The following is a 20,830-nucleotide window of genomic DNA, read 5'->3' as shown; positions in this document are numbered from 1 at the left end:
ACGTGACGGGATGGCGGGGGCGCGACAGCGTCGGCCGCGCTGTTACTCAGCGGAGTAGTGCGGTTTACCCTGAACAGCAGACGGGCAAGCGCATCTCAATCAGACTGAGATGCGCCCTGCCCCGCGCGCTTAGCTTACCAGCGAGTAGAAGATGGCGGAGATGGCGATCAGGCCGATCAGCACCACAAACAGGTTACTGATCTTACCGCTGTAGCGCCGCATCGCCGGGACTTTCTGAATGGCATACATTGGCATCAGGAACAGGATCATCGCAATCACCGGTCCGCCGAGTGTCTCAATCATGCCGAGGATATTGGGGTCCAGCGTGGCGACCAGCCAGGTGGTCAGCAGCATAAACAACGCCGTCAGGCGATTCAGTCTGGCAGGCGCAATCGCTTTGCCACGACTGCGCAGCGCTTTATTAACGATGCCGTTGAATCCTTCCCGCGCGCCGAGATAGTGACCGAGAAACGATTTGGTGATCGCCACCACCGCAATCAGCGGACCCAGCCAGGCGATGACCGGCACCTGAAAATGGTTCGCCAGATAGGAAAGAATGGTGATGTTTTGCGCTTTGGCGGCGTGCAGATCCGCCGGTGACAGGCTCAGCACGCAGCTGAAGACAAAGAACATCACCGTCGCCACCATCATCAGGTGCGCACAGGCCAGAATGCGTGAACACTTCTTCTCTGCCGCCGCGCCATACTCTTCGCGCTTTGCCAGCGCAAAAGAGGAGATAATTGGCGAGTGGTTGAAAGAGAAGACCATCACCGGAATCGCCAGCCACAGCGTCATCCAGAGATTGCTGCCCGCCGGTTGCAGGCTCAGGGTCGAGAGCGCGGCACCGTGCCAGTGCGGGATCAGATAGCAGGACAGCAGCAGCAGAACCGCCACAAACGGATAGACCAGCACGCTCATCGCTTTAACGATCATCGTCTCGCCGAAACGCACAATCGCCATCAGGCCCACAATCAGCAGCAGTGACAGCAGCGCACGCGGCGGCGGCACCAGCCCGAGCTGATTCACCATCAGGCTCTGCACCGTATTGGTGATGGCGACGCTGTACATCAGTAGAATCGGGTAGATGGCGAAGAAGTAGAGCAGCGTAATCAGCTTGCCCGCCCCGACGCCGAAATGCTCCTCCACCACATCGGTAATGTCCCCGGTGGGATTTTTGCCGGAGAGCACAAAGCGGGTCAGGGCGCGGTGCGCATAGAAAGTCAGTGGAAACGCCAGCACCGCCATAATGATCAGCGGGATCAGGCCGCCCACTCCGGCATTGATCGGCAGGAACAGCACCCCGGCCCCAATCGCGGTGCCATAAAGTCCCAGCATCCACAGGGTATCGGTTTTACGCCATCCCGTATCGACATCACTCTCAAGCGCGCCCAGCGTGCCAGTTTGCGTGGTTTTCATCAGATATTCCGTGTTAAAAGCCGCCAGTAACCTGAGCCGTCAGGCGGGCAAAAACAGAGCTTTTGCGCCCGGCGCTCCGCCGCAGTCGCAACCGGGTCATGCCGCAGACAACCGCTGAGCCTGACCCGCCCGTGCAAAGGTAATCGATTGCGTGCGCCACTTTTTACACTACCTGACGTTAAAAGTTCAAGTTAAGCCGAAAAGCATGCATGGATTGCCTGAAAAACCGTCAGGTTGTGCAAAGTAACCGCGCGGCGATCATGCCATTTTTGCGGCGGCTTTTCCGCAGCAAAAAGGTGATCGCTGTAACGGTTCCCACTAACCGGCTACGCTTTATCTCTATCTGACCGCGTTACGCTGACAGCTTTACAGGAGAAGAGAATGAAAATTGCCTGCCTGGGATGGGGGTCATTGATCTGGAAAACCGGCGATCTGCCGGTGGCCAGCCAGTGGCATCACGATGGCCCGGCCGTGCCGATTGAGTTTGTCCGCGTCAGTGACGGTGGCGAGCTCTCTACGGCGATCTGCCTCAACGCCAGCCCGGTGCCGGTGCTCTGGGCCTGGCTGAATACCGCCTCGCTGGAGAGCGCCTGTCGCGCGTTGCGCCTGCGGGAAGCGATCCCGGAGAGCCGGGCCGATGGCATAGGAATGATGGCGGTGACAGAGAGCGCGGTGGGGCCACTGGCGGAGTGGGCACGGGCAAAAGGCATTGAGGGGGTGGTCTGGACCGGCCTGCCCGCCTGCATGGCGGGTATTGAGGGCCGCATCCCGACGCTGGAGGAGGCGCGCCGCTATCTGCAACAGCTCAGCGGTGAAACCCGCGAGCACGCTTTTCGCTACATCGAACAGGTGCCAGCGCAGATCGACACCCCCTACCGGCGCGCCTTTGCCGACCTGATAGCCGTGCCCTCTGCGTCCTCCGCGCGGGTCGCCCCCGCCGCGGCCAGTCTGCCTGCGCAGCCCGATTAGCGCGCGATACCGCCCTGCCGCTCTGCTTACCTGGCAGAGCGTAACTACACTTTAGCCAGGTTTCGATTTCAGGTTCGCCTGAGTCTGTCCCGCTGGCGGCCAGGCCTCTGCCTGTGGCCGCCGTCCCTCGATCAGCAGGAGATAAGCAGATGAAAGCATTAACCTATCATGGTCCCCATAAAGTCAGCGTGGATAATGTACCCGATCCTGGCCTGGAAGCCGCAGATGACATCATTCTGCGCGTCACCGCCACCGCTATTTGTGGCTCTGACCTGCACCTCTATCACGGCAAAATTCCCGGCACCGATCATGGCGATATTTTTGGCCATGAGTTTATGGGCGAAGTGGTTGAAGCTGGCAGTGCGGTGACCGCGGTCGCCAAAGGCGATCGGGTGGTTATCCCCTTCGTCATCGCTTGTGGCGACTGTTTTTTCTGTCTGCTCAATCAGTACGCCGCCTGTGAAAATACCAACAGCGGCCGGGGTGCCATCCTCAACCGCAAAAACATCACCCCGCCCGCTGCGCTGTTTGGCTACAGTAAACTTTATGGTGGCGTGCCAGGCGGTCAGGCGGAATATGTCCGGGTGCCGAAAGCCAACACCGGCCCGTTTAAGGTGCCGCCGGTACTGTCGGATGAGAAAGTGCTGTTCCTGTCGGACATTCTGCCTACCGCCTGGCAGGCGGTTAAAAACGCCGAGGTCAAAGCGGGCTCCAGCCTGGCGATTTTCGGTGCCGGTCCGGTCGGGTTACTCAGCGCCGCCTGCGCCCGGCAACAGGGCGCGGAGCAGATCTACATGATCGACCACAACAACTACCGTTTAAACTTTGCCCGTGAGCGTTACGGTGTGATCCCGATTAACTTCGATGAGATTGACGATCCCGCCGCCTGGATCATTGAGCACAGCACCGGCAATCGTGGCGTTGACGCGGTGATCGACGCCGTTGGCTTTGAGGCGAAAGGCAGCCTGACCGAAACCGTGCTCAGTAATCTCAAGCTGGAGGGCAGCAGCGGCAAAGCGTTACGGCAGTGTATCGCGGCGGTACGGCGCGGCGGTATTGTCAGCGTGCCGGGAGTCTATGCTGGCTTTATTCACGGCTTCCTGTTTGGTGACGCCTTCGATAAGGGGCTGACCTTTAAGATGGGCCAGACCCACGTCCACGCCTACCTGCCCGATCTGCTGAAACTGATTGAGCAGGGTCATCTGACGCCGGAAGAGATTGTGACGCACCACCTGCCACTGGAAGATGCCGCCCGCGGCTATGATATTTTCGCCAAACGTAAAGAGGAGTGCCGTAAGGTGATCCTGGTGCCCGGTATGGCGGCGAGCCAGGCGACGCTCTGATCGACCGCGCGGCCTGGCCCTGAGCGGGGCCGGGCCGCGCGCCACTCCGCCACCGGCCGATCGCTTGGCCGGTGGCTTCACGCTAATATGGCCTGCGTTGCAGGCTGCTGCGCCCTTCCCGTCTCTCCTGCAAATGTTCATCCGGGGTATCCGCGGTATCCACCTGATTGCCCTGCTCCAGCAGTCGCGCACTGCGTGAATGGGGGTGGCTTTCGCTGATCACCTGCTGTGAAAACGCGCCAAACGATAACAGTAAAAAGAGTAGTGCACTGGCCAGCCTGGCTTTCATAGTGAAACCTCAACGGAACGGGTAGCGCTATGCTGCCTGAAGGCTTTTCATTTTCTGTCAGTGACAGGCAAAGTTATGTGGTGAGCGGGAACAAGCCGCAACCGGTTTAACCGCCGTTCAGCCACCGCCACGATTAATGCAGACGGCGCACCTTCAGCGCCGTGGACCAGAGCGATCGCTGACAGCGCGGGCAGGTCGCCTGCTGCTGCTCGTCAAGCGGCTGGGTCTGGCCACAGTGGGTACAGGCGTAAAGCCCGCTCACCGGCGCGTGGCGAAACACCGGCCGGTGCTCTGGCGGCAACACGCTTAATCCGGCGCGCATCTCCGTGTCATCATAAAAGTAGAGGCTGAGCTGACCATCCACCTCCACCAGCGCCAGCCGGAGCTGGCCCAGATGCTCTACTCCGCTCTGACGCAACTCCATATAGAACTCATCTTCAGAAATATTCAGCTGATCCAGACTCTCCAGCACATACAGCCCCTCTTTGATCAGGGTGATCACGTCGCCCTGAATAAAGCGGGAGAAGCGCGAACTGTGCGCCGTCAGCCAGGTGGTCATGCGATAGAGCGCCAGCAGCACCACAAACACCATGATAACCGGCAGCACCGGCACGTCATCATAGAAGGTGACGTCACCGGAGGCGGAGCCGAGCGTCAGGATCACCACCAGCTCAAACAGTGAGAGCTGCCGCACCCCGCGCCGCCCTGAGACTTTCAGAAAGGTAAACACCACCAGCCAGGCGATAGTGACCCGCGCCATCACTTCGAACAGAAAGGTGATGGGTTGATCGTTAAGTAAGAAACGGTGCCAGTCGAATGAGAACATAGCCTACCAAACATCCTGTCATAGAGGGGACGCCGCCCCGGTAACGGCCCGCAGATTGCAGGCCAGTGAAAAATAGATCCTGGCGCTCGCCGCTAAAAAGGCAAGCGAAGCAGTGATGCTGAGAGTGGGTAGTCTGACCTGGCTGCATGTCGAGGAAAAGGTTCACAAAGCTGAAAATCACGCGCTGCCGGCTCACGTTTCGCTTATTTCAGTGCAGAGAAAAAACGGTGCGGAATTTTCCTGTTTTTATCGGATCATTTTATGCCGCTGCGCTTTTTCTTTTTACATCAATAAATTGCGAAACGTTATTACCCACCTATACTTTCCAGTAAGTCTTCCAGAAATGACGATAACGTCACGGGAACTCAGCCTTTTTTCCTGCCGATAGCGCCCATCTGCTATCTCACTCGTCGATTACCCGACAGGACCTGACGCCTGCTTTTCAGTGTCCGTCGCATCTGGCAGGGATTGCCCATCAGTGTCAGTTAAGAGTGGCCTGATCCGCCAGTCTGTTTTGCATACCAAAAAACGCCCTGACCCGTTTCACCACGGCTCGTCAGCGGGAAGCGTGTTGCTTTTTTTCGGGGGATGCCATGACGCCATTTTCCAGTTTCTGGCAGGCGGGCTACGAAGGGGCCGACCATATCAATCCGGCGGGCGTTGCGCTGTCGATGAACGACCTGAATCAGCATCAGACGCGGCTGGCGCAGGATTACGCCGCTCTGGCCCCGTTCGGGATGCGTACGGTACGCGAGAGCGTCGGCTGGCGGCTATGTGAACGCGATGGCCGCTATGACTTCTCGACGGTCGCGGCCCGGATGCAGGCGGCACAGCAACAGGGCATCCAGCTGAGCTGGACCTTCTGCCACTACGGCTGGCCCGCGGGCCTCAGCCTGTTTGATGAGGAGTTTGTCAGCCGTTTCGCCGCCTTTTGCGGCGCGCTGGCCCGCTTTCTGGCTCCCTGGTATTCGCAGCCGCCGGTCTACTCCCCGATGAATGAGATCTCCTTTGTCAGCTGGGGCATCTCGGTCGGGCTGTTTCCCTGTCGGGCGGTGCCGCAACCGGATGTGGCGGATGCGGCCAAGCAGCAGCTGGTGCGCGCCACCCTGGCGGCCTGCGATGCGATCTGGCAGGCCGATCCGCGGGCGCGTCTCCTGCACTGCGATCCGCTGATCCATATCGCGCCCGATCCCGCCGATCCCGCCAGCGATGCGCTGGCGCAGGCGATGAGCGACACCCAGTATCAGGCGTGGGACATGCTGAGCGGCCGGCGTCACCCGGAGCTGGGCGGCGCACCGCGTTACCTCGATCTGGTTGGCGTCAACTATTACCACGACAACCAGTGGGAGCAGGGCTCGAACCGGCGGCTCAGCTGGCACCTGGGCGACCAGCGTCGCCTGCCGCTGCACCAGATGCTGGAGCGGGTCTGGCAGCGCTATCAGCGCCCGCTGCTGCTGGCCGAGACCAGCCACGTCGGCAGCGGACGGGGTGCCTGGATCGGCGAGATCGGTGCCCAGGTCGCCCAGGCGCAGCTCGCCGGTGTGCCGCTGCTCGGCATCTGCCTCTACCCGATCGTCGATCGCCCGTTGTGGGAGGAGACCACCTTCTGGACCCGCAGCGGCTTATGGGATCTCGATCGGCTGGGAGCCGATCCCTGTGCCCGCCAGTTACAGCAGCCTTATGCCAACGCATTACGCCAGGCGCAGCGATCGTTGCAGCGTTTTTACCCCCAACCACGGCCTTGTCAGGAGTCCGCTATGAATTCACCTGTTCTGATTGTTTTTAGCCATTTACGCTGGGGATTTGTGTTTCAGCGCCCGCAGCAGTTACTGACACGCCTGGCGCAGCACTACCGGGTGCTCTTCGTGGAGGAGCCGGTCTGGCAGGCGGGTCCGCCGGGCCTGCACCAGAGTTCGCCCGCGGCCAACATCACGGTGATCCAGCCCCACACCGACATCGAGGCACCCGGCTTTCACGACAGCCAGATCGCTCCGCTGCAACTGCTGCTGGCTCCACTGCTGGCGGAGGATGAACAGCCGCTGGTCTGGTTCTATACCCCGATGGCGCTGCCGCTGCTGACGCCGTTTACGCCACGGCTGGTGATCTACGACTGCATGGATGAGCTTTCCGCCTTCCATAACGCGCCGCGCCAGCTGCAACAGCGCGAATCGGCACTGATGAGCCGCGCCGATCTGGTGTTTACCGGCGGCTCCAGCCTGTATGAGGCGAAGCGCGATAAGCATCCGCAGGTCCACTGTTTCCCCAGCAGCGTCGATGCCATCCATTTTGAGCAGGCGCGCGATCGCAGCAACCATCATCCATTGCAGGATGCGATCCCGGCGCAGCGCCTCGGCTACTATGGCGTGCTGGATGAGCGCATCGATCTGCCGCTGATTGCGGCGCTGGCGGACAGCCATCCCGAATGGCAGATCATCATGGTCGGGCCGGTGGTAAAAATCGATCCCGCCACTCTGCCGCAGCGCGACAACATTCACTGGCTCGGCCAGCAGCCCTATCAGGCGCTGCCGCAGTTCCTGGCGGGCTGGGACGTCTGCCTGATGCCGTTCGCCATCAACGCCTCGACCCGCTTTATCTCCCCGACCAAAGTGCTGGAGTATATGGCGGCACAGCTGCCGATTGTCAGTACCGCCATTGTCGATGTGGCGCGCCACTACGCCGATGAGGTCGCCGTGGCACAGACCCAGGCGGAGTTTATCGCCGCCTGTGAACAGGCGATGACGATGAGCGCCGCGGAACGGCTGGCGCTGGCGGGCCGGATGCAGGCGAAAGTGGACGCCACCTCGTGGGATCGCACCGCAGAGCAGATAGCGCAGCTGATCGGGCAGGCCCTGACGCAGCCGCAGCCCGCTGCGCCACTGGCACGCACCCCCGCCGGTCCGCAGGCGAAAGTGACGCGCCTGACCGCGGCGATGCTGGAGAGCGACGCGGTGCCCTGTCTGATTATCGGGGCCGGTCCCACCGGCCTGAGCGCCGGGTATCACTATGGCGAAGGCGCGGTCCTGCTGGAGAAAAACGCCACCCCCGGCGGCTGGTGCCGCTCGATCGACGATCGGGGGTTCACCTTTGACTACGCCGGTCACATCATGTTTTCGCAGGACCCTTACGTGTTGCAGCTCTATGAGATGCTGCTCGGCGACAACCTGCACTGGCAGGCGCGGGAAGCCTGGGTCTACAGCGATGGCGTCTATACCCGCTATCCGTTTCAGTCAGCGCTGCACGGTCTGCCGGTCGAGGTGGTGAAAGAGTGCGTACTGGGGGCGATTGAGGCGCGTTATGGCGAAACCGCCGCGCCTGCGGTGCCGCTGGATCGGGCGCGGGCACGGCGTGACTGCTGCGCGGACGGGGCGATCCCCGATGAGAGCAGCAGCGTCGGCGAAGTGGACGGCGGGGAGGATTTTCACCACTTCATTATGCGCACCTGGGGTAAAGGCATCGCGCGACACTTCGCCCTGCCCTACAACCAGAAACTGTGGAAAGTGCCGCTGACCGAAATGGAAACCTCCTGGCTCGGCGGACGGGTGCCGCTGCCCGATCTGGCGCAGATTATCGATGGCGCGCTGCAACCGCTGGCCAAGCCGGTCGGCCCTAACGCCCGCTTCGGCTATCCGCTGCGCGGCGGCTTCCAGGCGCTGATGTCCGGCTTTCTGCCGCACCTGAAGTGCACGCTGGAGACCGGGGCCAGCCTGACCCGCCTCTACCCGCAGGCGCACGTCGCGCTGCTGGCGGATGGCCGCCACTATCGCTATGAGCAGCTGATCAGCACCATGCCGCTGCCGGAGCTGATTAAACTGATGGGGGATGAGGTGCCGGAGAGTGTTCAGCGGGCGGCGGCGCAGTTGCAGTTTGTGTCGGTGCGCTGCGTGAATCTCGGCATCGGCCGGGCTGACCTGACCGAAAAACACTGGATCTACTACCCTGGCGATACCCTGTTCCATCGCATCTTTGTGCAGGGCAACGCCAGCCCGCACTGTAATCCGCCGGGCGGTTTTGGCTTAACCTGCGAGATCACCTATAACGCGGCGCATCCGCTGCCGCTGGAGGGCGATGCGCTGATTGAACGCTGCCGCCAGGATTGCATCCGGGTCGGTATGATCCGCGCCGACGATGCGCTGCTCTGCGCCTCAGAGGTCGATATGCCCTACGCCTACGTGGTCTATGACCATGCGCGCAGCGACAATGTGACGCTGATCCGCCAGTGGCTGCTGACCCAGGATATTCATCTGTCAGGCCGCTACAGCGAGTGGGAATATTACAACTCCGATCACGCTTTCCTCGCCGGTAAGCGCGTGGCTGAAAGCGTCAGGTTGCAGCATGTGATCGAACGGACCCGCGGCTAACGCACCGCAGCCAGCGAGGTCACACGCTGGCTGCACTTCGCCGCTTTCAGCGACTGGAGCTGATTCAGTCGCTTCTCCGCTTTCTGGCTGGCGTTGTATTTCGCGATACCGTTGCCCAGCCCGAAATCGCCGACAAAGCCCAGCACGGTCAGCGCATCAAACTGGCCGGTCTGCTCGATGTCACTCTGCACGCTGTGCGCTTTACCCAGCTCCTGATCCAGCCTGCTGCAATCCAGCTTCGCAGACTCTTCCGCTGTCACCGCCGTCGCCTGCGGATAGTGCTTGGTGGCACAGCCTGTTAACGCCAGCGTCAGCAGCATCACTAAACCGATCGGTTTGCCCATTTTTCCTCGCCTGCCTTCGCCGCTCTTCACACTGTTATCGGCAGCATTAACCGGGATCATGAGTCTCTGACCTACCATTAATGGTCGAAACCGCTACGCTAAGGTAGGATTCAGCGCGCTGCGATCAGCAGCAGCGCGTGCCCCACCGGAAGTCGCGCAGCGAGCGGGCGAACCCCGTTCCCGCTTTCTGCCAGACCTTTCAGCGAGTTAGCCGACATGATGCGGCCAGCGATCGCGTTAAAAAAATAAAAGTCTGACGGTGAATCGGTGGTACGGCAGCAGCATTTGCGCCGCCAGCCACGGAGAACACGCGGTTCAGGTTTACCAGAGTACGTTTCAGATGAGGTTTTTCCATGCGTTTTAAAGGATTGAACATCGGGTTTTTCATTTTGATTCTGGCAATCGCCACCGTCGCCTTTTTTGAGGTGCTTTCCCCCTATTTCTCGCCCATTTTATGGGCGGCGATTCTGGCGGTGATTTTCCATCCGCTAAAGAGTTACCTGCGCACCCGGCTGGGTGAACGCAACGGCCTTGCTGCCCTGCTGACCCTGCTCTGTATCTGTCTGATTGTTTTCACCCCGCTGGCGATCATCGCGTCGTCGCTGGTGGTGGAGACCAACGCGGTTTATCACAAGTTACAGACCAACTCGGCGCAGTTCCCGGCGGTGTTCGCCGATCTGTTGCAGCATCTGCCGCGCTGGGCCAAACACTATCTGGCTGAAAATAATCTGGATAACGCGGAGCAGATCCAGCAGAAGCTGTCGTCGTTTGCCCTCAAAGGCGGCCAGTATCTGGCGGGCAGCGCCTTTATGATTGGCAAAGGCACCTTCAGCTTTACCCTCGGCTTTGGTGTGATGCTCTACCTGCTCTTCTTCCTGCTGAAAGATGGCTCTTATCTGCTGCATCTGATGCTGGAAGCACTGCCGCTGTCGACCTACGTCAAGCATCACCTGATGGTGAAGTTTGCCGCCGTGGCGCGCGCCACGGTAAAAGGCACCGTGGTGGTGGGGATCGTTCAGGGTATTCTCGGCGGCCTGGCGTTCTGGTTTACCGGCATTGATGGCAGCCTGCTGTGGGGCGCGTTGATGGCCTTCCTGTCGCTGATCCCGGCGGTCGGTTCCGCCATTATCTGGGTGCCCGCGGCGATCTTCTTCTTCGCCACCGGTGCGCTGTGGAAAGGGCTGTTCCTGGTCGGTTTCTTTGTGGTGATTGTTGGCCTGGTGGACAACATTCTGCGTCCGCTGCTGGTGGGTAAAGATACCAAGATGCCTGACTATCTGATCCTGATTGCCACCCTGGGCGGCATGGAGATCTACGGCATTAACGGTTTTGTTATTGGTCCGGTGATCGCCGCGCTATTTATCGCCTGCTGGAACCTGCTCTCCGGCCGCGATAACCGCGAGAACATCGAAGAGATCGATGAAGAGGTGATCGAAGAGGGCAAGAAACAGTCCGACACCGCAGCGGAAGCCGCGGCTGAAGCGGCCGCTGCGGCTGCGGATGCCGCCGCCGAAGCGGAAGCCAAAGTCTCGGCGTTAGCCGAAGAGGAGAAAACAGCGACGGCGAACCGGTCGTAAGCCTGCGCTGCCCATAAAAAAACCCACCTGACGGTGGGTTTTTTCTGAGCGACAGAAAAGGGTCGCGAATCAGTTGGTCGCTTTGTTTTTCAGCTCTTCAGCACCCTGCTTGGTTTTATCCCAGCCTTTCTCGGTGCCTTCTTTGGTTTTGTGCCAGCCCTTCTGAGCCCCTTCGCTCATTTTGCTGGTCGTCGAATTGCTTTTGCCTTCGGCGGCATGCTCAGACTTCAGCTTCAGCTCTTCGCCCTGATGCTGAGTCTTGTGCAGTTTCTCTTTAGCCGTGTCAGCGCCTTTGTGCGCTTCTGCAACGGTGTTGTCTGTGGTGGTAGCAGCAAATACCGGCGAGGCCAGCAAAATAGCAGACAGTGCAATAATTGTTTTCTTCATAATTCCCTCTGTAATGGCTCGTTGCCGTGTCAGGTTTTCATCCTGGCATAGCGTTGCCAGGAAAGATTTAAGAATAAACCAGGAATGGAAAAGGGCCAGTTTTCACCAGAAAAAGTCGATAGCGCGCGTTTTTCACCCGCTACCACAGCGTCAGCTGCGGATCGTCATCCGGTTGCGGTTTGCTGCGGATAACGCGCGCCGGCGGTGCTGGCTGCTGCATCTGGCCGCTGATCCACTGCATCAGCACCCCGACCACATACGCCTGCTGCTCCGCGCTCAGCGGCTGATGTTGGGCAATCTGATGCCACTGACTCAGGCAGCCGCGACAGCAGGTGGCGGTGGCGTGCTGGGCGATAAAGACCGGATGACCGCGCATCGGCGTCTGTTTGCCATCATTCGGCGGCTCGGCCGGTGCCAGTCGTCGGGCAATCAGCTCTGCGGCGTGCTGGCGTAACAGCGATTCCCCTTTGCTGTGCGCCATCTCATACTCGGCGCGCCCCAGCCGAAAGCGCTGGCGAAACGGCGAACGGGCCAGTCGGCTAAAGAGATCGTCAGCGTTGTTTATCACTCGCCCCGTCCTCACTCATATTTGCGCCCCGCCAGATAGCGCACCCCCTGCGCACCAAACACCTCGCGATGCAGCTCGTTAGCCTGGAGGTGAAACGTCTCGCCGGGATGATAGGTGGTGTCACCCTGTTCCGTGCTGATGGTCATATCGCCGCTGATAATCAGTGCCAGCGCTTCAAAGGGGTGGAGATGATTATCGAGCTGGGTCGCAGGCGCACGCTCCACCAGCACCGGCTCGGCAAAACCCTGTTCAGCTAATAATTTTCTGAATTCGTGTTCTGTCATTACAACTCCTCGATGTGGACCTGATCCTAAGCAGTGTAGACGATCTTTATCACCCGCTATCGCCATCCGTGCTGCATCTGACGTGACGCAGCGGATGCCACGCAACAGAGAGGGATGGGCTAAGCCCCAGAGGAAGTCGCGGTGGTAGGGTCATGCGGGAGGATAGCAGAGAGGCGGTGACTCTCCGCATTGGCGGTTAAGCCAGCAGGATCGCTGGCCTGCCGCTGAGAGATTAATGTCCGGTGCGGTTCTTTTCAGCCAGCGCGATATGTTCATTGAGATTGCCGACCAGCTCTTTCGCCATCTCGATGGTCAGACCGAAAAAGCGCGTCTCCTGTAAGCGTTGCTCCTGCGGCGCCTGGGGGTCGACGTAGCCGAATTGCAGCACCAGTGCCTGATGGCCACTTAGCGGACCAATGTGCCAGCCGGTGACCGGGTAGAAGGTAAAACGATTAAATTCATTCACTTTAAACCTGACTGTGAAAGCATAACGCTGATTGGGAGTCAGGCCAGCTCTGATGATAAAACGTGAGTGGAACCTTGAGTCTGGACTAAATCCTCAGGATTACAAGGGAAACGGCAGGCTCAGCGCGGCGGCAGACCGCTTCAGCACAACGTTTTTCACGCGGTCGTGACCGCGGTCAGCAGCGTGCTTCAGGCGCTATTTTTCCGGGCGCGGAATAATTGAGATATGGCCGTTGACCTCCAGCACCGCATATTTGATCTGATCAAAGCGCTCCAGCCCCTGGCCCGATCGCGCTGCCTCCAGCACATCGTCGGGGCTGATGCCGGACATCTTCATGCGTTCGGTCAGCAGATTGCCATTTTCCACCAGGATCACCGGGCCGCCATCGATCGCCTGTTCCACCACTGGAAAGCGGCTTTTCAGCTTGCCCAGCACAATATCAATCGTGACCAGCGTGATGATGGTCAGCGCCGCGCCGGTGACGGAAAAATCATCGCCCAGCAGCGCCTGCTGAGTCGCTTCGCTGATGATCAGCAGCAGGATCAGATCAAAAGAGGTCATCTGTAACAGCGTGCGTCTGCCAGCGATTTTAAACACCACCATCAGCACCAGGTAAATCGCTGCGGCACGTAATACCGTTTCCATAGAGCGCCTCGGTCAGGGATAGATCCATTGGGTAAAACGGGCCGGAGGATGGTCGCCGCTACTGACGCTGACCGCCACCCGCCCCGGATTGCGGGGTTGCAGACCCAGCCAGATCGCGTGATCCGGGCCGCTATCCTGTGACGAGAAGGTCAGCCGCAGATCGTGCCCCATCGTCACCGCCTCCAGCGGCTGCGGTTGCAGCGTCTGAATTTGCAGGTTCTCCAGCGCGCCATTGCCAAGCGTGACGCTAAAACGCGCAGCCGGCGGCGATTTAATACGGATAGTCATGTCCATATTGCTCTCGACCCGGCCAAAACGTTCATATTCCACCTGAATCGCGCCGTCCGGCGACCGGGCGCTGCCGTTACTCAGCACCCCTTTCGAAAAGAGTCCACATGCGCCCAGGATCACCACCATGATGAGCAGATACTCGCCGACGCGCTGAATCAGCCATTCGCGGCGTATCCAGCGAATATCGTCTTTAATCGGCCGATCCCGACCGCTGCCAGGTTCTTTTTTCATTGCGGCATTATCCTCTGTCAGCACCACTGACCCGACTGCACCCTGCCTGAAGCATAGCTGACCGCCGCTTATTTACCGCGCCGTTCAATCCAGAACGACCAGCTGTGATAAAGCAGTGTCAGCGGCATCGCGATTGCCGCCCCCACCAGCACAAAGCCCTGCGTCACCGGCGGCGACGCGCTCTGGCTGATAGCGAACTGGTACGGCACTAACCAGGGATAGAGGCCGCACAGCAAACCGCTAAAAACCGCGGCGATCAGCAGCAGCGTCACTATCAGTTGTAACAGCGGCCGGGCGCGCCAGAGCGCCAGCGGCAGCAGGATCCACAGGCTGACGATCGCCACACCCGCCACCTTGCCCAGCGGTCGCTGCCAGCTCTGCTGCCAGATTTCCGCGTTCAGATAGAGTTCCGCCAGAAAAATCAGCAGCGCCAGCAGCCACCAGAGCCAGCTCTGCATTTCCGCCAGCGGCTGAACCCGGTCGCCAATGCGCCAGCCGATCCAGCAGCAGGCCAGCAGGGAGTAAACCGCCATCAAGCCTGCGCCGCTGATCAGCGGAACCAGACTCAGCCCATCGGGCAGGCCGGTTTGCGGCTGGGCGCTGATGATCATCCCCGCGCACCAGCCCTGAAGAAAGGTCGCCAGCGCCGAGCTGCTGGCCATCACCCGGTCCAGCCAGTGGCGTAACCGGCTGCTGCTCTGGGCGCGATATTCCAGCGCCATCGCCCGCACCACCAGCGCCAGTAACATGATAAACAGCGGCGCGCTCAGCTCACTCAGCAGCATGCTGTAGACCGGCGGGAACAGCGCCAGCAAACCGCCCGCGGCCAGCACCAGCCAGGTCTCATTGGCATCCCAGACCGGCAGAATGCTGTGGGTCATCAGCTCGCGCTGTTGATCCTCGTGAAACCAGAAAAACAGTATTCCCACGCCGAGGTCAGTACCATCCAGCAGCAGGTAGAGCAGCAGAGAGAAGCAGATAATCAGCGCAGAGAGATCGGCCATAGCGGACTCCTAATGGGGCGTTTTCAGCGCTATCACCACCGGTTTGCCCGACGGCAATTCAGCCTTAATCCGCCGCAGCAGATAGTGCAGGCCGAGGGCAAAGACCAGGCCGTAAATGATCAGCACCGCGATAAAAATGGTGAGCGTGCTGCTCAGCGCCAGCGGTGAGACACTTTGCGCCGTCCGCAGCATGCCGTAGACCGTCCAGGGCTGACGCCCCACTTCAGTCACTACCCAGCCTGACAGCAGCGCGACAAAGCCCGCGGGTGAGATCCACGCCAGCCAGCGTAGCAGACGCCCTGACACCATCAGCCGTCCGCGCCAGCGCTGCACGTTAGCCACCAGCGTGGTGAGCAGGATAAGCAGCCCCATCCCCACCATCAGGCGAAAGGCGAAAAAAACCGGCAGCACCGGCGGGATCGCGTCGGCCGGGAATTCGCTCAGGCTTTTAATGTGCCCGGAGAGGTTGTGCCGCAGATAGAGCGAGCCGAGATCGGGCAGGCTGATCTCCAGATGGTTACGCTGCGCCTGCTGATCCGGCAGCGCAAACAGCCGCAGCGGTTCGCCCTCGCCCGGCGCAGGCGGATGCCAGCCCCCTTCGATCGCCGCCAGTTTCGCGGGCTGATAGTCGCGGGTGTTTTCACCCTGCAAATCCCCCACCAGGATCTGGACAGGAACCGCCACCAGCAGAAAGGTCAGCGCGCTGTTGAGCATCAGGCGCGAAGCGGCTTCCCCCTTAAAGTGGCGCAGTCGCCACGCCGCGACGCCGGTGATCATCACCGCCACCGCAATCAGCGAAGCCAGCACCATATGGCTGAAGCGCCACGGAAAGGAGGGAGCCAGTAAGATCGAGCGCCAGCTGTCGGCCAGAAAAGTCCCGTTGGCGTCGCGCGTGAAACCGACCGGCGTCTGCATCCAGGAGTTGGCGGCGAGGATCCAGAAGGCGCTGAGCAGCGCCCCGACCGCCACCAGACAGGTGACGGCGAAATGGACGCCAGGCCGGATTTTATTAAAACCGAACAGCATCACGCCGGTCAGGGCGGATTCCAGAAAAAAGGCGATCAGCACCTCATAAAACATCAGCGGCCCGATGACCCCACCAACCTGATGGGAAAAGCGCGCCCAGTGGGTGCCGAACTGGAACTCCATCACCACCCCGGAGACTGCGCCTATCGCCACCGTAAGGGAGAAAATGGTCAGCCAGAAGTGCAGCGCGTCGCGGGCGGCCTGCTGTTTGCCCCACAGCCAGCGCGCCTCGAACCAGACCAGGAAAGGGGCCAGCCCCAGCGTCAGAGCCGCGAGCGTGATATGCATGCCCATGGTCAGCGCAAACTGCGTGCGGGCGAGGGTTAATACCCAGTCGCTCTCATTCACCATCAGCGCCGCTCTCCACATCCCGCGCAGGGCTAAACCGGCTCACCGCCGGGGTAAATAAGCGCGGAGCGTTAATAGATTCACTCATCTCAGTTTCCCCCGGATATAAAGATGTTCTTCTGTCGCAGCCTGTTAAAATGATTTTTTCGCAGAGGGTGCGCTTATTGCGCCCGATAATCAGCGTAGCGAACAAATAAAAAATCGGCCAGCGAGGATTGTGACAGTTAAATACGCCGTACCGCTTTAGCCGCTCTGTTTATTTCAGTACCGGGTGGCTCAGCCAGTGAAAAAAGTTATTTCCCGCGCGACCTATCGCTGCGCTTAAAAACAGCGCCGCGCAGCGGCAGAATAAGCGCACCCGCCGCCGGGGAATATTAAAGCCAGCCCGAACGCCGTAATTTCGCCCAGAGTCCGCCGCAGGCCAGCAGGGTAAAACCTAACGCCGCCGGATAGCCATAGAGCGTCTTCAGCTCAGGCATATGTTCAAAGTTCATGCCATACATGCTGAACACCACGGTCGGGATCACCAGAATCGCCCCCCAGCCCGCCAGCTTTTTCACCACCTCGTTCTGCTGCACCGTTACCAGCGCCAGATTGACCTGCATGGCACTGGTCAGCATCTCACGCATATCTTCAGCGTCCGTCACCACATGGCGCGCGTGGTCCTGCACGTCGCGAATATAGGCGCGCAGCGGACGGGGGATCAGATCTTCATGCAGGTGAATCAGCTGATTGCAAATCTCCTCCAGCGGCAGCGCCGCGTTGCGCAGCGTCAGCAGCTGACGCCGCACCTGATAAACAGTCTGCACCGACTTGCGGTCAAACTCGCTGGTGAACAGGTTATCCTCCATCTGCCCGACCCGCTCATTCAGCGCAGCAGAGAGTGCGGCGTAGCGGTCCACAATAAAATCGAGCAGGCAGTAGAGCGGATACCCGGGGCCGAACTTCAGCAGCGCCGGGTTTTCCGACGCCCGCTGACGCACCGGGGTATAGCTTTCCGATGCGCCGTGGCGGATGGTGATCAGGAAGTTTTTCCCGACAAAGAAGTGGGTTTCACCCAGCTCACAGCTGTTGTCGGCGGCGCGCACCGTCTTTACCACGATAAACAGCGACTCGCCATAATGTTCAATTTTCGGTCGCTGATGGGCGGTGAGCGCATCCTCGACCGCCAGTTCGTGCAGCCCGAACTCCTGTTTGATTTTCGCCATAAAATCAGCGTCCGGCTGCCACAGGCCGAGCCAGATAAACGCCTCCGGCTCCTTAATCACTTCACTAATGTCTTCGACATCCACCTCAACGCCCGCGCATCCCGGACGGTAGACCCTGCTGCTCACAATCATCTTTTACATTCCCGTGGTGACATAAGATGCAGCTTAGCCAATGGCAGCCCGCTAACCGGATAAAAACCGTAAGGATTTGCTGCAATGCGACCGTTCAGGTGGAGAAGGCTTTCCGCCCTGACTGCTGGGGCGGCTATGGGCGGCGCACGGGTTATGACAGGTCATGCAGTGCTTTACCGAGCGGCGCGCCCAGCCTGAAGTCGCTGAAGCCGATCGCCAGCCCTTCACGCTCCGGGGAGCAGCCCATCACCCCGACAAAGCGCCGCGCGCCGCCGGGCCACGGGCAGAGCCGCAACAGCGGCCAGCTCAGCCCATCGCTGGAGTACTGAATTCTCAGCACCGCCTTTTCCAGCGTGGCGCGCAGCCAGAACTGGCGCGCATCGCCGGGAAACACCCCGGTAGACCAGTCGGAGTACTCACGTGTCACCACGCTGCCGATGGCGGGCTGATTATCATTGAGCTCAATGCCCGCCTTAACCCAGTGCGTCTCATCATCCTGGATAAACAGCCCTGCCTGGTCATAGAGCGCCTGGAACTCCGCCCTCACCTGCACCTGAACGGTAAAGTCATGCTCCACCATAAAACCAAAAGCGTGGCCGCTGTGTCGTTCGAAGCCATACCAGGTGCGCTGCCAGAAGTCGCTGTTAAGCGCGGTTTCAAACTGGAGCGTATCGCCCTCAAGGCGGTGAACCGGCGGCTGGTTAATCCAGATACCGCCTTCGCTAATGATCGAACTGACTGCTCTCATACAGGCTCCTTTTCGGAAAGATAGGCTCAGCCGGTCGCCTGAGTCTGAACGCCCTGGCGTGAAGTGATAATCATAGCCGTTACCGGATGAGGAAAGGATGGGGCTGTGCTGCGGCAGGGCCTGAAGCAGCGTTTGCTTTAAGAGTGAATAACCGGGCGTGGAGTGCGGTATGAGCTGTGACGGTCTAATCCGGTCCAGCGCAAAATATAATTCCGGGCAGACCGGAAAATTAAATATTTCATTTTGTTAATATCTGGCGAAAACGATTTTTAACGTCCAGGCTTAATCTGTCTGAGGGCAACTGACCTCATCAAACAGAAATCATCAACGATAAGGATTAAGTGACCATGGTAGATAAATCAGAAATTTTAGATCACGCGCAGGTTGTTGATGTGAACGGCGAACATGTCGGTATCGTTGACCATTTCGAAGGCAACGATGAGATCAAACTGGCGAAAAGCGACCCGGAAGCGGGTGGCAAACACCATATTATTCCTTTCAGCTGGGTAAAAGAGGTGGATGATAACAAAGTCATCCTCTCTAAAGAGAAAGCTGAGATTGAAAGCGAATGGCAATCTGCCTGATTGACTGGCCGTGGCTCACGCCACGGCTGTTTTTATCCGCACCTCAACGTCCTATCCCCTGATTTGCTCTCTGTACCTTCACCCTCTGTATCCCATCATTCCAGTCCTGTGCCTGCTGACCGCTATCGCTACTGAGTTACATTTTCAGCCTGCGACGCGGAGTGACAGCTGAACAGATCCGCTATCAACGGATAATTCTCTGAGTCAGGCAGTTCAAAGTGCCACCACTCGGTGGCGATGCCGGTGAATCCGCCTGCCAGCATAATGGCATTCAGCATCAGCCGGTTGCGCTGCGCCTGAATCGCCACTGCGGGATGATAGGGGTGAGAAAGCTCACTCATTTCATCAAAGCCGGTGCCCATATCCACTATCCTGCCCTGCTCATCAATCAGCGTAACGTCCAGCGCGGTGCCGCGACTGTGATTCGATCCGCGCGACAGCGGTGCCACATAGTCCTGATTCGGGCAGGCGCGCCACAGGATCGCCTGCGCTTCCGGCGGCCGGTAGGCGTCAAGGATCAGCAGCCGGTAACCCGCGACGCTGGCGATGTTGATAGATTCAGAGAGCGCCTGTGCCGCATCCGCATGCAGCAGGCAGTGCGCGCCACTGTAGATCGGCTGACCGGTCAGGTTATCCGCCGTGGCATATTTAAGGTCGATGGAGAGTTGCGGAAACGCGGCACGAATATCAATAAGAGAATGGCTTTCCATAAGGGGTAAGGCTCCTTCAGCTGGCTCGGTAGCGATATAAGAAGCCGTCATCATGACATTATGGCAGGGGTAAAAAAAGTATGAGGGTTGGGGTATTCGCGCGGCTCAGAAACAGAGCATCAGCATAGACCGCGAGGCTCATGCTCTGCACTCAGTCGCAGACAGGGAATTTCAGGTACCCGCTTCGACTGCGGTTTACCTGTCGTGACAGACTCCCACTCGCTTTCCATTCATAGTAAGAATGAGCTTTGCTAATTCAATATCGCCTTTGTGCAGACGATCAAACAGCGCGTCATGCAGAGCAGCGGTAAGGTAATCCACATTGGCGGGTGAAAAGAGATCAAAATGAATATTGTTTTCATTAAGCCTCTTATTCGCATCGCGCTCAGTCTGGTGAATCAGCGCAACCGTATCAGCAATAAGTTTGCGGGTATAAAAATCCAGCGTATCAGCAATAATCTTTTTTTCAGCTTCATTGTGGGCATCGTTCATCTCAGACTCCTCGGTTATCAGGTTAATGCCGTTGAATGCGCGACGGCAGGCGCCTCACAACTCGCCCCTTTTCAGTATAAAAGACTCTGCTCGTTCATGACTGAACACCTTTCTGTTATTCAGAAACCATGAGAAAAATTCAAAGTTATTACTTACATGCAACTTTCTCATAACCTTCCGTTTGTAATAACTGATATTCTGCTCCTTTATTTTCATGAAACGAGAGATCTCTTTAGGCTTCATTCCCGTCATAAGAAACCAGATGATGCATATCTCATGGCCATTAAGGACGATTGGATTACCGTCTGTGTTTATTACTCGCATAAAAATCCCGACGTATGATTACGCTATAACCCTTTATCAAAAAGGGTCTTTGCCTGAGCGCTGTAACAAGTAACCTCATAATAAGAAAATTTTCATAGCGGGCATCTTAAATTTTATTTACTTTAATAATCAAAGGAAAAAACATTAATATTCAATGCATTATATGAGTTAATGCTGTTTTCCTCATCAAACATGCCATCAGGAGATATCTTTATAAATGGCACAAAAACTTAAAAATTTTACATTTATCCAATTTATGG

At 58.5% G+C, this 20,830-nt stretch carries 22 protein-coding genes; 5 read left to right on the top strand and 17 right to left on the bottom strand.

What is annotated here, in order from left to right; all coding sequences use genetic code 11:
* Positions 1-129 precede the first annotated feature (129 nt).
* On the bottom strand, positions 130-1,416 hold the full coding sequence (locus tag ACCW71_RS18910; RefSeq protein ID WP_436374060.1) for an HAAAP family serine/threonine permease: 1,287 nt from the start codon (positions 1,414-1,416) through the stop codon (positions 130-132).
* A gap of 381 nt (positions 1,417-1,797) precedes the next feature.
* Here ACCW71_RS18910 and ACCW71_RS18905 point away from each other — a divergent pair, with 381 nt between their 5' ends.
* Together ACCW71_RS18905 and ACCW71_RS18900 are read left to right on the top strand one after the other, a co-directional pair.
* On the top strand, positions 1,798-2,385 hold the full coding sequence (locus tag ACCW71_RS18905) for a hypothetical protein (protein ID WP_436374058.1): 588 nt from the start codon (positions 1,798-1,800) through the stop codon (positions 2,383-2,385).
* A gap of 149 nt (positions 2,386-2,534) precedes the next feature.
* Positions 2,535-3,728, top strand: a complete 1,194-nt coding sequence (locus ACCW71_RS18900) for a zinc-dependent alcohol dehydrogenase (protein WP_436374056.1) — start codon at positions 2,535-2,537, stop codon at positions 3,726-3,728.
* Between the two features lie 82 nt (positions 3,729-3,810).
* On the opposite strand, the gene ACCW71_RS18895 is transcribed toward ACCW71_RS18900, so the two are convergent.
* Together ACCW71_RS18895 and ACCW71_RS18890 are read right to left on the bottom strand one after the other, a co-directional pair.
* A complete protein-coding gene (locus tag ACCW71_RS18895) occupies positions 3,811-4,017 on the bottom strand; it encodes a hypothetical protein (protein ID WP_436374054.1) in 207 nt (68 codons plus the stop codon).
* Positions 4,018-4,150: 133 nt separating this feature from the next.
* Positions 4,151-4,843 (bottom strand): YetF domain-containing protein, encoded by a 693-nt coding sequence (locus tag ACCW71_RS18890; protein ID WP_436374052.1) that lies wholly within the window; start codon positions 4,841-4,843, stop codon positions 4,151-4,153.
* A gap of 593 nt (positions 4,844-5,436) precedes the next feature.
* Here ACCW71_RS18890 and ACCW71_RS18885 point away from each other — a divergent pair.
* The gene (locus tag ACCW71_RS18885; RefSeq protein WP_436374050.1) at positions 5,437-9,201 is read left to right on the top strand and encodes an NAD(P)-binding protein; all 3,765 of its coding nucleotides are present in this window, start codon (positions 5,437-5,439) and stop codon (positions 9,199-9,201) included.
* On the opposite strand, the gene ACCW71_RS18880 is transcribed toward ACCW71_RS18885, so the two are convergent.
* Positions 9,198-9,545 carry a hypothetical protein gene (locus tag ACCW71_RS18880; protein WP_436374048.1) on the bottom strand — a complete coding sequence of 116 codons (348 nt, stop codon included), beginning with the start codon at positions 9,543-9,545 and terminating at the stop codon, positions 9,198-9,200. The genes ACCW71_RS18885 and ACCW71_RS18880 overlap by 4 nt on opposite strands.
* Before the next feature lie 353 nt (positions 9,546-9,898).
* Here ACCW71_RS18880 and ACCW71_RS18875 point away from each other — a divergent pair, with 353 nt between their 5' ends.
* Entirely contained in the window at positions 9,899-11,122 is a 1,224-nt protein-coding gene (locus ACCW71_RS18875) for an AI-2E family transporter (protein WP_436374046.1), read from the top strand.
* Positions 11,123-11,191: 69 nt separating this feature from the next.
* Here ACCW71_RS18875 and ACCW71_RS18870 read toward each other — a convergent pair whose 3' ends face one another.
* The 10 genes from ACCW71_RS18870 to ACCW71_RS18825 form a co-directional block, all read right to left on the bottom strand.
* Positions 11,192-11,509, bottom strand: coding sequence for a hypothetical protein (locus ACCW71_RS18870; RefSeq protein WP_436374044.1), 318 nt, complete (start codon positions 11,507-11,509; stop codon positions 11,192-11,194).
* A 139-nt stretch (positions 11,510-11,648) separates the two neighbouring features.
* On the bottom strand, positions 11,649-12,074 hold the full coding sequence (locus ACCW71_RS18865) for a DUF4186 domain-containing protein (RefSeq protein WP_436374123.1): 426 nt from the start codon (positions 12,072-12,074) through the stop codon (positions 11,649-11,651).
* Between the two features lie 14 nt (positions 12,075-12,088).
* Positions 12,089-12,361, bottom strand: a complete 273-nt coding sequence (locus ACCW71_RS18860) for a cupin domain-containing protein (protein ID WP_436374042.1) — start codon at positions 12,359-12,361, stop codon at positions 12,089-12,091.
* A 232-nt stretch (positions 12,362-12,593) separates the two neighbouring features.
* The gene (locus ACCW71_RS18855; RefSeq protein WP_436374040.1) at positions 12,594-12,827 is read right to left on the bottom strand and encodes a hypothetical protein; all 234 of its coding nucleotides are present in this window, start codon (positions 12,825-12,827) and stop codon (positions 12,594-12,596) included.
* A gap of 195 nt (positions 12,828-13,022) precedes the next feature.
* Positions 13,023-13,472, bottom strand: coding sequence for a DUF421 domain-containing protein (locus tag ACCW71_RS18850; protein WP_436374038.1), 450 nt, complete (start codon positions 13,470-13,472; stop codon positions 13,023-13,025).
* 12 nt (positions 13,473-13,484) lie between these two features.
* On the bottom strand, positions 13,485-13,994 hold the full coding sequence (locus tag ACCW71_RS18845) for a hypothetical protein (RefSeq protein ID WP_436374036.1): 510 nt from the start codon (positions 13,992-13,994) through the stop codon (positions 13,485-13,487).
* A gap of 68 nt (positions 13,995-14,062) precedes the next feature.
* Positions 14,063-14,998, bottom strand: coding sequence for a cytochrome d ubiquinol oxidase subunit II (locus ACCW71_RS18840; RefSeq protein WP_436374034.1), 936 nt, complete (start codon positions 14,996-14,998; stop codon positions 14,063-14,065).
* Positions 14,999-15,007: 9 nt separating this feature from the next.
* Positions 15,008-16,375 carry a cytochrome ubiquinol oxidase subunit I gene (locus ACCW71_RS18835; protein WP_436374032.1) on the bottom strand — a complete coding sequence of 456 codons (1,368 nt, stop codon included), beginning with the start codon at positions 16,373-16,375 and terminating at the stop codon, positions 15,008-15,010.
* A gap of 371 nt (positions 16,376-16,746) precedes the next feature.
* A complete protein-coding gene (corA, locus tag ACCW71_RS18830) occupies positions 16,747-17,712 on the bottom strand; it encodes a magnesium/cobalt transporter CorA (protein WP_436374030.1) in 966 nt (321 codons plus the stop codon).
* Between the two features lie 151 nt (positions 17,713-17,863).
* Positions 17,864-18,460 carry a DUF1349 domain-containing protein gene (locus ACCW71_RS18825; RefSeq protein WP_436374028.1) on the bottom strand — a complete coding sequence of 199 codons (597 nt, stop codon included), beginning with the start codon at positions 18,458-18,460 and terminating at the stop codon, positions 17,864-17,866.
* A gap of 347 nt (positions 18,461-18,807) precedes the next feature.
* Between ACCW71_RS18825 and ACCW71_RS18820 the strand changes: the two genes are divergently transcribed.
* Complete coding sequence (locus tag ACCW71_RS18820) at positions 18,808-19,044, top strand: DUF2171 domain-containing protein (RefSeq protein WP_436374026.1); 237 nt, start codon at positions 18,808-18,810, stop codon at positions 19,042-19,044.
* A 128-nt stretch (positions 19,045-19,172) separates the two neighbouring features.
* Here the strand turns inward: ACCW71_RS18820 and ddpX are convergent, their stop codons facing one another.
* The 3 genes from ddpX to ACCW71_RS18805 all read right to left on the bottom strand — a co-directional run bounded on the left by ddpX (position 19,173) and on the right by ACCW71_RS18805 (position 20,570).
* Complete coding sequence (ddpX, locus tag ACCW71_RS18815; RefSeq protein ID WP_436374024.1) at positions 19,173-19,754, bottom strand: D-alanyl-D-alanine dipeptidase; 582 nt, start codon at positions 19,752-19,754, stop codon at positions 19,173-19,175.
* A gap of 195 nt (positions 19,755-19,949) precedes the next feature.
* Entirely contained in the window at positions 19,950-20,246 is a 297-nt protein-coding gene (locus ACCW71_RS18810) for a hypothetical protein (RefSeq protein WP_436374022.1), read from the bottom strand.
* A gap of 54 nt (positions 20,247-20,300) precedes the next feature.
* Positions 20,301-20,570 (bottom strand): helix-turn-helix transcriptional regulator, encoded by a 270-nt coding sequence (locus ACCW71_RS18805; RefSeq protein ID WP_436374020.1) that lies wholly within the window; start codon positions 20,568-20,570, stop codon positions 20,301-20,303.
* Between the last annotated feature and the right edge of the window lie 260 nt (positions 20,571-20,830).

The organism is Pantoea sp. C2G6 (assembly GCF_051336815.1).
Taxonomy (GTDB): Bacteria; Pseudomonadota; Gammaproteobacteria; order Enterobacterales; family Enterobacteriaceae; genus Pantoea.
Note: the sequence above shows the minus strand (reverse complement) of the source record. Positions and strands in the feature narration are given on the sequence as shown.

Excerpts from the sequence above, each read along its gene's own strand:
- ACCW71_RS18885 (WP_436374050.1), top strand. The coding sequence starts at position 5,437 with ATGACGCCATTTTCCAGTTTCTGGCAGGCGGGCTACGAAGGGGCCGAC.
- ACCW71_RS18870 (WP_436374044.1), bottom strand. The coding sequence starts at position 11,509 with ATGAAGAAAACAATTATTGCACTGTCTGCTATTTTGCTGGCCTCGCCG.
- ACCW71_RS18805 (WP_436374020.1), bottom strand. The coding sequence starts at position 20,570 with ATGCGAGTAATAAACACAGACGGTAATCCAATCGTCCTTAATGGCCAT.
- corA (WP_436374030.1), bottom strand. The coding sequence starts at position 17,712 with ATGATTGTGAGCAGCAGGGTCTACCGTCCGGGATGCGCGGGCGTTGAG.
- ACCW71_RS18890 (WP_436374052.1), bottom strand. The coding sequence starts at position 4,843 with ATGTTCTCATTCGACTGGCACCGTTTCTTACTTAACGATCAACCCATC.
- ACCW71_RS18850 (WP_436374038.1), bottom strand. The coding sequence starts at position 13,472 with ATGGAAACGGTATTACGTGCCGCAGCGATTTACCTGGTGCTGATGGTG.
- ACCW71_RS18895 (WP_436374054.1), bottom strand. The coding sequence starts at position 4,017 with ATGAAAGCCAGGCTGGCCAGTGCACTACTCTTTTTACTGTTATCGTTT.
- ACCW71_RS18840 (WP_436374034.1), bottom strand. The coding sequence starts at position 14,998 with ATGGCCGATCTCTCTGCGCTGATTATCTGCTTCTCTCTGCTGCTCTAC.
- ACCW71_RS18825 (WP_436374028.1), bottom strand. The coding sequence starts at position 18,460 with ATGAGAGCAGTCAGTTCGATCATTAGCGAAGGCGGTATCTGGATTAAC.
- ACCW71_RS18820 (WP_436374026.1), top strand. The coding sequence starts at position 18,808 with ATGGTAGATAAATCAGAAATTTTAGATCACGCGCAGGTTGTTGATGTG.
- ACCW71_RS18875 (WP_436374046.1), top strand. The coding sequence starts at position 9,899 with ATGCGTTTTAAAGGATTGAACATCGGGTTTTTCATTTTGATTCTGGCA.
- ACCW71_RS18835 (WP_436374032.1), bottom strand. The coding sequence starts at position 16,375 with ATGGTGAATGAGAGCGACTGGGTATTAACCCTCGCCCGCACGCAGTTT.
- ACCW71_RS18900 (WP_436374056.1), top strand. The coding sequence starts at position 2,535 with ATGAAAGCATTAACCTATCATGGTCCCCATAAAGTCAGCGTGGATAAT.
- ACCW71_RS18810 (WP_436374022.1), bottom strand. The coding sequence starts at position 20,246 with ATGAACGATGCCCACAATGAAGCTGAAAAAAAGATTATTGCTGATACG.
- ACCW71_RS18860 (WP_436374042.1), bottom strand. The coding sequence starts at position 12,361 with ATGACAGAACACGAATTCAGAAAATTATTAGCTGAACAGGGTTTTGCC.
- ACCW71_RS18905 (WP_436374058.1), top strand. The coding sequence starts at position 1,798 with ATGAAAATTGCCTGCCTGGGATGGGGGTCATTGATCTGGAAAACCGGC.
- ACCW71_RS18845 (WP_436374036.1), bottom strand. The coding sequence starts at position 13,994 with ATGAAAAAAGAACCTGGCAGCGGTCGGGATCGGCCGATTAAAGACGAT.
- ddpX (WP_436374024.1), bottom strand. The coding sequence starts at position 19,754 with ATGGAAAGCCATTCTCTTATTGATATTCGTGCCGCGTTTCCGCAACTC.
- ACCW71_RS18910 (WP_436374060.1), bottom strand. The coding sequence starts at position 1,416 with ATGAAAACCACGCAAACTGGCACGCTGGGCGCGCTTGAGAGTGATGTC.
- ACCW71_RS18880 (WP_436374048.1), bottom strand. The coding sequence starts at position 9,545 with ATGGGCAAACCGATCGGTTTAGTGATGCTGCTGACGCTGGCGTTAACA.